Source organism: Aquipseudomonas alcaligenes NBRC 14159 (assembly GCF_000467105.1).
Classification (GTDB): Bacteria; Pseudomonadota; Gammaproteobacteria; order Pseudomonadales; family Pseudomonadaceae; genus Aquipseudomonas; species Aquipseudomonas alcaligenes.
In genome coordinates this window covers 129,976-138,454 of record NZ_BATI01000020.1, presented here as the reverse complement: position 1 = coordinate 138,454, position 8,479 = coordinate 129,976, and the positions used below count along the sequence as shown (strand labels likewise).

Sequence of the window (8,479 nt, the reverse complement as noted above, 5' to 3'; positions counted from 1 at the left end):
TACCAGGCAGATTCCTAGGCATTACTCACCCGTCGCCGCTGAATCATGGAGCAAGCTCCACTCATCCGCTCGACTTGCATATGTTAGGCCTGCCGCCAGCGTTCAATCTGAGCCATGATCAAACTCTTCAGTTCAATACTGCTTGGGTTTTGAGAAAACCCTAAACTTGGCTCAGCAATCGCAAATAAACTCTCGAATTCACGAGTGTTACTTGTGCTGCTGATAATCAGGCGACTATCAGTCTTACTCCACAAGCACCCACACGAATTGCTTGATTCAGTTGTTAAAGAGCGTTTCGATTAAGTCTTTCACCTCAACCGAGGCCGAGGCCGAGGCCGAGGCCGCGCATTCTACAGCAGCCTTTCAATCCGTCAAGCTGTTTTTGAAGAATTTTTCGTTTCTTCTCAACCGCTTGCGCTTCCGACATCGCTTCCGATCTCATCTGCGGGAGGCGCATTCTACAGCGTTCAAAACCGCTGTCAACCACCTCTTTCTCGCGCTTTCGACTCCAGAGAATCGAAGCACCGACAGAGCCAAACCACCACCCTGTCAGCCCGGCGTATTCTAACTGAATCCGCCGCCGATGCAATCTTTTATTTCGTTCAACTCTTTGATTTTCAAGGAGTTTTCCGATATGACTGCACCGGAAGAGGCGCGCATTATAAGGCCCCTGAACGGGCCGTCAACTGCTTTCTGCAACATTTCTGTCATCGTGCGCGGACAGCCGACAAACCTTCCGCCACCCGCGGCACACGGGACAATAAAAGAAGCGCGCCTGCCACTGCATAAAGCAGCCACTCACCTATATCGGAGCGCACCACCCAGAGCATGTGCAGCAATGCCAGGACAAGGATGAAGTAGACCACCCGGTGCAACTGGCGCCAGCGCACGCCAAGCCGACGCTGACTGTAACGGTTTGAGGTCAGCGCCAGCGCCAGTAGCGCTACGAAGGACAACACCCCCACGATGATGTAGGGCCGCTCACTGACATCCACCCACAGCCGATCGAAACGCAGCCCGAGAATAAACAGCAGGTAACCGCAGAAGTGCAGCAGCGCATAGGCAAAGCACCACAACCCCAGTTGCCGCCGCACAGCCAACCAGCCGCCCCAGCCGGTGAGCCGGCGCAGCGGGGTCATGCATAACGTAATAAGCAGCAGTATGAGCGCGCCCTGTCCCAGGTTATCGACCAGCACCTTGCCGGGATCAGGGCCTGTCATGTGCTGCAGCCCTTCATAGAGCCAGTACAAAGGGAACAGCAGAGCAGCAACGAATACCAGACCGCGCCAGAGGGGATAACGCATCAGTAATACTTCCGCAGATCGAGCCCACTGTAGAGCGACGCCACTTCGTCATAGCCGTTGAACAGGCGGGTATCGATCACGTTCGGACTGAACAGACTATTAGGCAGCCGCCGCTCGGTCGCCTGACTCCAGCGCGGATGATCCACCTGCGGATTGACGTTGGCGAAGAAGCCGTACTCATCCGACGCCAGGCTCTCCCATGTGGTTCGCGGCCGCCCGGCCACCAAGCTGATACGCACGATGGATTTGATGCTCTTGAAACCGTACTTCCACGGCACGACCAGACGTAACGGCGCACCGTTCTGATTGGGCAGCTCACGCCCATAAAGCCCTACCGCCATGAATGCCAGCGGATGCATGGCCTCATCGAGGCGCAAGCCTTCGACATAAGGCCAATCGATCAGGGAGAAGCCAGAGCGCACGCCCGCCATCTGTTCGGGCGCCAGACGGCTTTCGAAGCGGACATACCTGGCATTGCCGGTCGGCTCCGCGCGCTTGAGCAACTCCGCCAGCGGAAAACCCAGCCAGGGAATGACCATGGACCAGGCTTCGACACAGCGCAGACGATAGATGCGCTCTTCCAGGCGATGCGGTTGCACGAGCCGCTCCAGCGCGACAGGTCCAGGCTTGGCCACCTCACCATCGACCAGCACCGTCCAGGGCTCGACTTCCAACTTGCCGGCGTAACGGGCGGGATCTCCCTTGCTGGTCCCGAATTCATAGAAATTGTTGTAGCTAGTGACATCCTTGTAAGGCGTCAGTGCCTCCTGCCCAGGCGTCACGCTCTGCCATTGCACTTGCGACAACTTGTCGGCCAGCCAGCCCGGCGGGCTACCCGGCTCTACCCCGGCATAGCGCTCATTGTCAGCGCGCACAGGCAGGCTTCCCAGCGCCAGAGCACCGGCAGCGCCAGCCATGAAACGACGACGGGAGAGATAGACAGATTCCGGGGTGACATCGCACTCGCGCGCGGCGGATGCAGAAGGAGACTTGATCAGCATGGTGGGCTCCACAGCCTGGGCGTCGAATAGGCCAGTAGACTGCGGAGCCGCGCGGAAATTACATCATTCGGCCGCTTTGCGACGACGCAGTTGCAACAAATATTGAACCGGGCCGGAGGCTGCATAGGCAAGGAAGATCAGCAGCAGGATACGAGGCGGATCACTGAAGACCACGGCGAACACCAGCACCACGATCAGGATGGCCACGAAAGGCACGCGCCCCTTGAGGTCCAGATCCTTGAAGCTGTGGTACTTGATGTTGCTGACCATCAGGCAGCCGGCCGCGGCCACCAGCAGCGCAACCACGAAGGCCATGTTGGAGCCCTTGATGCCGAAGTCACTGAAGGCCCACACGGTTCCCGCAACCACCGCAGCGGCCGCCGGACTGGCCAGACCAATGAAGTAGCGTTTGTCGGCCTTACCAACCATGGTATTGAAACGAGCCAGACGCAGCGCCGCGCCCGCCACATAGATGAAGGCGACCATCCAGCCGACCTTACCCAGACTGCCCAGCGCCCATTCGAACGCCACCAGCGCCGGCGCCACACCGAAGGCCACCATGTCCGACAGCGAGTCGTATTCGGCGCCGAAGGCGCTTTGCGTGTTGGTCAGGCGCGCCACGCGACCGTCGAGACCATCGAGCACCATGGCGACGAAGATGGCGATGGCGGCATGGTCGAACTGACCGTTCATGCCATTGATGATGGCGTAGAAGCCGGAAAACAGCGCTGCTGTGGTGAACAGGTTGGGCAGCAGATAGATACCGCGGTGACGAACCTTGCGGCCCTCGGCATCCTGCCCCTCCTCCACGTGTTCATCGATGGGCAACAGGCTTTCCGATTCGGAGCCCTTGGCAGAATCCTCGGGACGTTCGTTCATGAACAACACCTTGCAGCAATTGGATGGGACTTCGACCAGCGCCGCCGACACTGGTTCGCGGGCGGCACGGTTTACGAGTGGGCTTTATACCAGAAGCCCACTCGCGCATAAAAAAACGCGGCCAAGGCCGCGTTTCTTCAAGCGTATCGACAGGCCTTAGTTCTTGGCCTTGTCGACGATCTTGTTGGCAGCGATCCACGGCATCATGGCGCGCAGCTTCTCGCCTACAACTTCGATGCCGTGAGCGGCATTGTTGCGGCGGTAGGCGGTCATCGACGGGTAGTTGGCCGCGCCTTCGGCGATGAACATCTTGGCGTATTCGCCGTCCTGGATGCGCTTCAGAGCGTTACGCATGGCCTGACGGGATTCGGCGTTGATCACTTCCGGACCGGTCACGTACTCGCCGTACTCGGCGTTGTTGGAGATCGAGTAGTTCATGTTGGCGATGCCGCCTTCGAACATCAGGTCGACGATCAGCTTCAGCTCGTGCAGGCACTCGAAGTAGGCCATTTCCGGCGCGTAACCGGCTTCGACCAGAGTATCGAAACCGGCCTTGACCAGCTCGACGCAACCGCCGCACAGAACGGCCTGCTCACCGAACAGGTCGGTTTCGGTCTCGTCCTTGAAAGTGGTTTCGATGATGCCGGTACGGCCACCGCCAACGCCCGCGGCGTAGGACAGGGCGACGTTCTTGGCGTTGCCAGAAGCGTCCTGGTACACAGCGATCAGGTCAGGGATACCGCCGCCTTTGACGAACTCGGAACGCACGGTGTGACCTGGGGCCTTCGGCGCGATCATGATCACGTCGAGGTCGGCACGCGGAACGACCTGGTTGTAGTGAATGGAGAAGCCGTGGGAGAAGGCCAGGGTGGCGCCCTTCTTGATGTTCGGCTCGATCTCTTCCTTGTACAGGCGGCCCTGGAACTCGTCCGGGGTGAGGATCATGACCAGGTCGGCATTGGCGACAGCGGTGGCCACGTCGGTGACTTTCAGACCATGAGCTTCGGCCTTGGCGACGGTAGCGGAGCCCTTGCGCAGGCCGATGGTGACGTCGACACCGGAGTCTTTCAGGTTGCACGCCTGGGCGTGGCCCTGGGAGCCGTAGCCGATCACGGCGACTTTCTTGCCCTGGATGATGGAGAGGTCGCAGTCTTTGTCGTAATAAACTTTCATGGTCTTGGCTCTTGTGAATCGAATGGGGTGGGTGCGCTGCACCGCTACGAAAGCACCTTAAGCGATCCGCACCATTGCGTAAAATGATATATTTGCAACACTACATGCCGATATATGAAACGAACATGGACAGCCAGGCACTCCGGCTTTTTCTCTCCCTGGCAGACAACCTGCACTTCGGCAAGACCAGCCGCGAGCAGCATGTCAGCCCCTCGGCACTCAGCCGCAGCATCAAGCAACTCGAAGACGAACTGGGCGCCCCGCTCTTTCTGCGCGACAACCGCTCGGTGCGCCTGACCCGCGAAGGCCAGCAGTTTCGCCAGTACGCCCAGGACGTGATGAACGGCTGGCAGGCCATCCGCCAGACGTTCAAACAGGACCAACAGGTCCTGCACGGCGAACTCTCCCTGTACTGCTCCGTCACGGCCAGCTACAGCTTCCTATACGACATCCTCAGCAGCTTCCGGCAGAACTATCCGCGCATCGAGATGAAGCTGCACACCGGCGACCCGGCCAAGGCGGTCGAACGTGTACAGCAGGAACTGGAAGACCTCGCCATCGGCGCGCGCCCGGACAGCCTGCCGGCCGACGTCGCGTTCCAACCCATCGCCCGCTCCGAGCTGCGCTTTATCGGCCCACAATCGCCGCAACTGCTGAGCGAAGAGCAGCTCAGACAGCCCAGCGCCGAAAGCTGGAAGGACGTGCCGCTGATCCTCTCGGAAGAAGGCCTGGCCCGCACGCGCACCGACCGCTGGCTGAAGAGCCACAACATCAAGCCGCGCATCTATGCCCAGGTCAGCGGCAACGAGGCCATCGTCAGCATGGTGAGCCTGGGATTCGGCATCGGCGTGGTGCCGCAGATCGTCCTGGACAACAGCCCGCTGACCGCGCGCATCCGTCTATACGATATTCAGCCTCCACTCACCGCCTATGACATCGGCCTGTTCGCCCTGCACAGGCGCCTCAAGGACCCGCTGATCGCCGCCTTCTGGAATCGCCAGACATAAAAAAGCCCCGCACCAGGCGGGGCTTGTTCTGCAACACGTCGATCAGATGCTCAGCACCTTGTCGCCACGCGCGATACCGGTCACACCACTACGCACCGTCTCCAGAATCGACGCGGTGCCGATGGCCTGGATGAAGCTGTCCAGCTTGTCGCTGGTACCGGCCAGCTGGATGGTGTAGACGCTGCTGGTCACGTCGACGATCTGCCCGCGGAAGATGTCGGTGGTGCGCTTGACCTCGGCGCGCTGGGCGCCGGTGGCCTTGACCTTCACCAGCATCAGCTCGCGTTCGATATGCGCGCTCTCCGACAGGTTCACCAGCTTGACCACTTCGATCAGCTTGTTGAGGTTCTTGGTGATCTGCTCGATCACGTCATCTTGACCGACGGTGGTCAGCGTCAGACGCGACAGAGTCGGGTCCTCGGTCGGCGCCACAGTCAGGCTTTCGATGTTGTAGTTGCGCTGGGAGAACAGGCCGACTACGCGCGACAGGGCGCCAGGCTCGTTTTCCAGCAACAGGGAGATGATATGGCGCATGGTCAGGTCCGCTCCGTCTTGCTCAGCCACATGTCACGCATGGCACCTTCGCGAATCTGCATCGGGTACACGTGCTCGCTGGTATCCACGGCGATGTCGAGGAACACCAGACGGTTCTTCATGGCGAAGGCCTCTTCCATCTTCGGCTTGAGATCCTTCAGGTCGGTGATGCGCATGCCCACGTGACCATAGGACTCGGCCAGCTTGACGAAGTCCGGCAGCGACTCCATGTAGGAGTGCGAGTAACGGCTGTTGTACTGCATGTCCTGCCACTGGCGGACCATGCCGAGGGCACCGTTGTTCAGGTTGATGATCTTCACCGGCAGGTCGTACTGCAGGCAGGTCGACAGCTCCTGGATGTTCATCTGGATGCTGCCTTCACCGGTGACGCAGGCCACGTCATCGTCCGGGAAGTTCAGCTTGACACCCATCGCCGCCGGCAGACCGAAGCCCATGGTGCCCAGGCCGCCGGAGTTGATCCAGCGATTGGGCTTGTTGAAGCGGTAGTACTGCGCCGCGAACATCTGGTGCTGGCCGACGTCGGAGCTGACGAAGGCATCGCCCTTGGTCACTTCCCACAGGGTTTCGATCACGGTCTGCGGCTTGATGATGCTGCCGTCGCCCTCGTTGTAGGGGAACAGGCGACCCTCGCCACGCCACTCGTCGATCTGCTTCCACCAGCTGGCGACGGTGTCCTTGTTCGGGGTCTCGCCCATTTCCTTGAGGATGGCGACCATCTCGGTCAGCACGCTGTCGACTGGCCCGACGATCGGGATATCGGCCTTGACGGTCTTGGAGATCGAGGCCGGGTCGATGTCGATGTGGATGACCTTGGCATTCGGGCAGAACTTGGCCGCCGTCTCGCCGTTGATCACGCGGTCATCGAAGCGCGCGCCGACGGCCAGGATCACATCGGAGTGGTGCATGGCCAGGTTGGCGGTGTAGCTGCCGTGCATGCCGAGCATGCCGACGAACTGGCGATCGCCGCCCGGGAAGGCGCCGAGGCCCATCAGGGTGTTGGTCACCGGCAGATTGAGCAGCTTGGCCAGCTCGGTGAGCTGCGCCGAGGCGTTGCCCATGATCACGCCGCCACCGGAATAGAGGATCGGACGCTTGGCGGCGAGAATCATCTCCACGGCCTTGCGGATCTGCCCGGAGTGACCACGGGTCGCCGGGTTGTAGGAACGCAGCTTGGCCTTCTTCGGGTAGCTGTACTCGTACTTCTCGGCCGGGTTGGTCATGTCCTTGGGAATATCCACGACCACCGGACCCGGACGACCGGACTGGGCGATGTAGAACGCCTTTTTCATCACTTCGGGGATTTCCGAAGGATGCTTGATGATGAAGCTGTGTTTCACGATGGGGCGCGAGATACCGACCATGTCGGTTTCCTGGAAGGCATCGGTGCCCACCATGCGGCTCGGCACCTGGCCGGACAGCACCACCATCGGAATGGAATCCATGTAGGCGGTGGCAATACCGGTAATGGCATTGGTCGCCCCCGGGCCGGACGTCACCAGCACCACACCGGCCTTGCCGGTGGCACGGGCGTAGCCGTCAGCCATGTGAGTGGCAGCCTGCTCGTGACGAACCAGGATGTGCGTCACTTCCGGCTCTTTGAACAGGGCATCGTAGATGTGCAGGAGGGCACCGCCCGGGTACCCATAGATATACTTAACGCCTTCGTCACGCAGCGAGCGGACGACCATTTCAGCGCCGGATAAAAGCTCCACGTTGTTCACCTCTATAACGCCAGATCACCACCCGACAACGAGTGGTCCTTTGAGTAGGTCTTACCGGTCAGCGGACGAGCACGACTGTGGTCGCGGATAGAGCAGAGGTCTGCCTGACGAGTAGCGGAACGGCCCAATCTTGCGGAGCCTTTCCTTCCCAGCGCGAGGTAACGCGTTGCGGGTGTAACGGGGGTCGGCACGGGTAGCGCCTTTTTCCACTGAGCTGAGGGACGCTTGCGGCGGACCTCACAACAGCAGGAAGGCACGATTGTTCGGATTAGTGAACACCAAGTCAAGTTGTACGTCACAGTTTCTCGCGCTGCCGGCTTGTGACATGGCGCAGGATGAAGATTCGTCGGTTTTGGTTATAGTAACGGGCATGTTTTGCTGCCGATAAAAGGAAATGACATGCGTCGCATGATTCTCGCGTGCTCTGTGCTGCTCACCCTGAGCACCGGCGCCACGGCCGGACAGATTTACAAGTGGGTGGACGCCCAGGGCAATGTGCACTTCGGTTCGCAGCCGCCGGAGGGCCAGGAAGCCGCATCGGTCAACCCGAACATCTCGCAGCCCAAGACACTGCCAGCAAAATCGCCAGTAGCCGACAAAGCAACTGACGACAAGCAAAAGGCTGCAGATGACAAAGTTAAGGAAGATGTCGCCAAGCAAGAGGCTGAGCGCGAAAAGTTCTGCGAGGCCACCCGCTACAATCTCGCTCAACTGAAAAACAACCCACGTATTAGCGTTGAGATCGAAGGGGAAACTCGCCGCCTCACCGAGGAAGAACGCCAGCAACGCATCGCGGAGAGCGAGGCATCGATCAAGGAAAACTGCAACTAACCGGTCTG

General features: G+C 59.9%; 8 protein-coding genes and 1 rRNA gene. 2 read left to right on the top strand and 7 right to left on the bottom strand.

Annotation, left to right across the window (positions count from 1 at the left end):
• The 5 genes from PA6_RS13010 to ilvC form a co-directional block, all read right to left on the bottom strand.
• Positions 1 to 134, bottom strand: a 16S ribosomal RNA gene (locus PA6_RS13010); the annotation flags it as partial.
• Between the two features lie 573 nt (positions 135 to 707).
• The gene (msrQ, locus tag PA6_RS13005) at positions 708 to 1,304 is read right to left on the bottom strand and encodes a protein-methionine-sulfoxide reductase heme-binding subunit MsrQ (protein ID WP_021701391.1); all 597 of its coding nucleotides are present in this window, start codon (positions 1,302 to 1,304) and stop codon (positions 708 to 710) included.
• On the bottom strand, positions 1,304 to 2,305 hold the full coding sequence (gene msrP / locus PA6_RS13000; protein WP_021701390.1) for a protein-methionine-sulfoxide reductase catalytic subunit MsrP: 1,002 nt from the start codon (positions 2,303 to 2,305) through the stop codon (positions 1,304 to 1,306). Before msrP ends, msrQ begins: the two co-directional genes overlap by 1 nt.
• A 63-nt stretch (positions 2,306 to 2,368) precedes the next feature.
• A complete protein-coding gene (pssA, locus tag PA6_RS12995) occupies positions 2,369 to 3,184 on the bottom strand; it encodes a CDP-diacylglycerol--serine O-phosphatidyltransferase (protein WP_021701389.1) in 816 nt (271 codons plus the stop codon).
• A 156-nt stretch (positions 3,185 to 3,340) separates the two neighbouring features.
• On the bottom strand, positions 3,341 to 4,357 hold the full coding sequence (ilvC, locus tag PA6_RS12990) for a ketol-acid reductoisomerase (RefSeq protein ID WP_021701388.1): 1,017 nt from the start codon (positions 4,355 to 4,357) through the stop codon (positions 3,341 to 3,343).
• Positions 4,358 to 4,482: 125 nt separating this feature from the next.
• Between ilvC and ilvY the strand changes: the two genes are divergently transcribed.
• Entirely contained in the window at positions 4,483 to 5,364 is an 882-nt protein-coding gene (gene ilvY / locus PA6_RS12985) for an HTH-type transcriptional activator IlvY (RefSeq protein WP_021701387.1), read from the top strand.
• A 42-nt stretch (positions 5,365 to 5,406) separates the two neighbouring features.
• Here ilvY and ilvN read toward each other — a convergent pair whose 3' ends face one another.
• Both ilvN and PA6_RS12975 read right to left on the bottom strand, forming a co-directional pair.
• The gene (ilvN, locus tag PA6_RS12980; RefSeq protein ID WP_021701386.1) at positions 5,407 to 5,898 is read right to left on the bottom strand and encodes an acetolactate synthase small subunit; all 492 of its coding nucleotides are present in this window, start codon (positions 5,896 to 5,898) and stop codon (positions 5,407 to 5,409) included.
• A gap of 2 nt (positions 5,899 to 5,900) precedes the next feature.
• Positions 5,901 to 7,631, bottom strand: coding sequence for an acetolactate synthase 3 large subunit (locus tag PA6_RS12975; RefSeq protein WP_043216673.1), 1,731 nt, complete (start codon positions 7,629 to 7,631; stop codon positions 5,901 to 5,903).
• Positions 7,632 to 8,039: 408 nt separating this feature from the next.
• On the opposite strand from PA6_RS12975, the gene PA6_RS12970 reads away from it, so the two are divergent.
• Positions 8,040 to 8,471 carry a DUF4124 domain-containing protein gene (locus PA6_RS12970; RefSeq protein ID WP_021701384.1) on the top strand — a complete coding sequence of 144 codons (432 nt, stop codon included), beginning with the start codon at positions 8,040 to 8,042 and terminating at the stop codon, positions 8,469 to 8,471.
• Positions 8,472 to 8,479 lie beyond the last annotated feature (8 nt).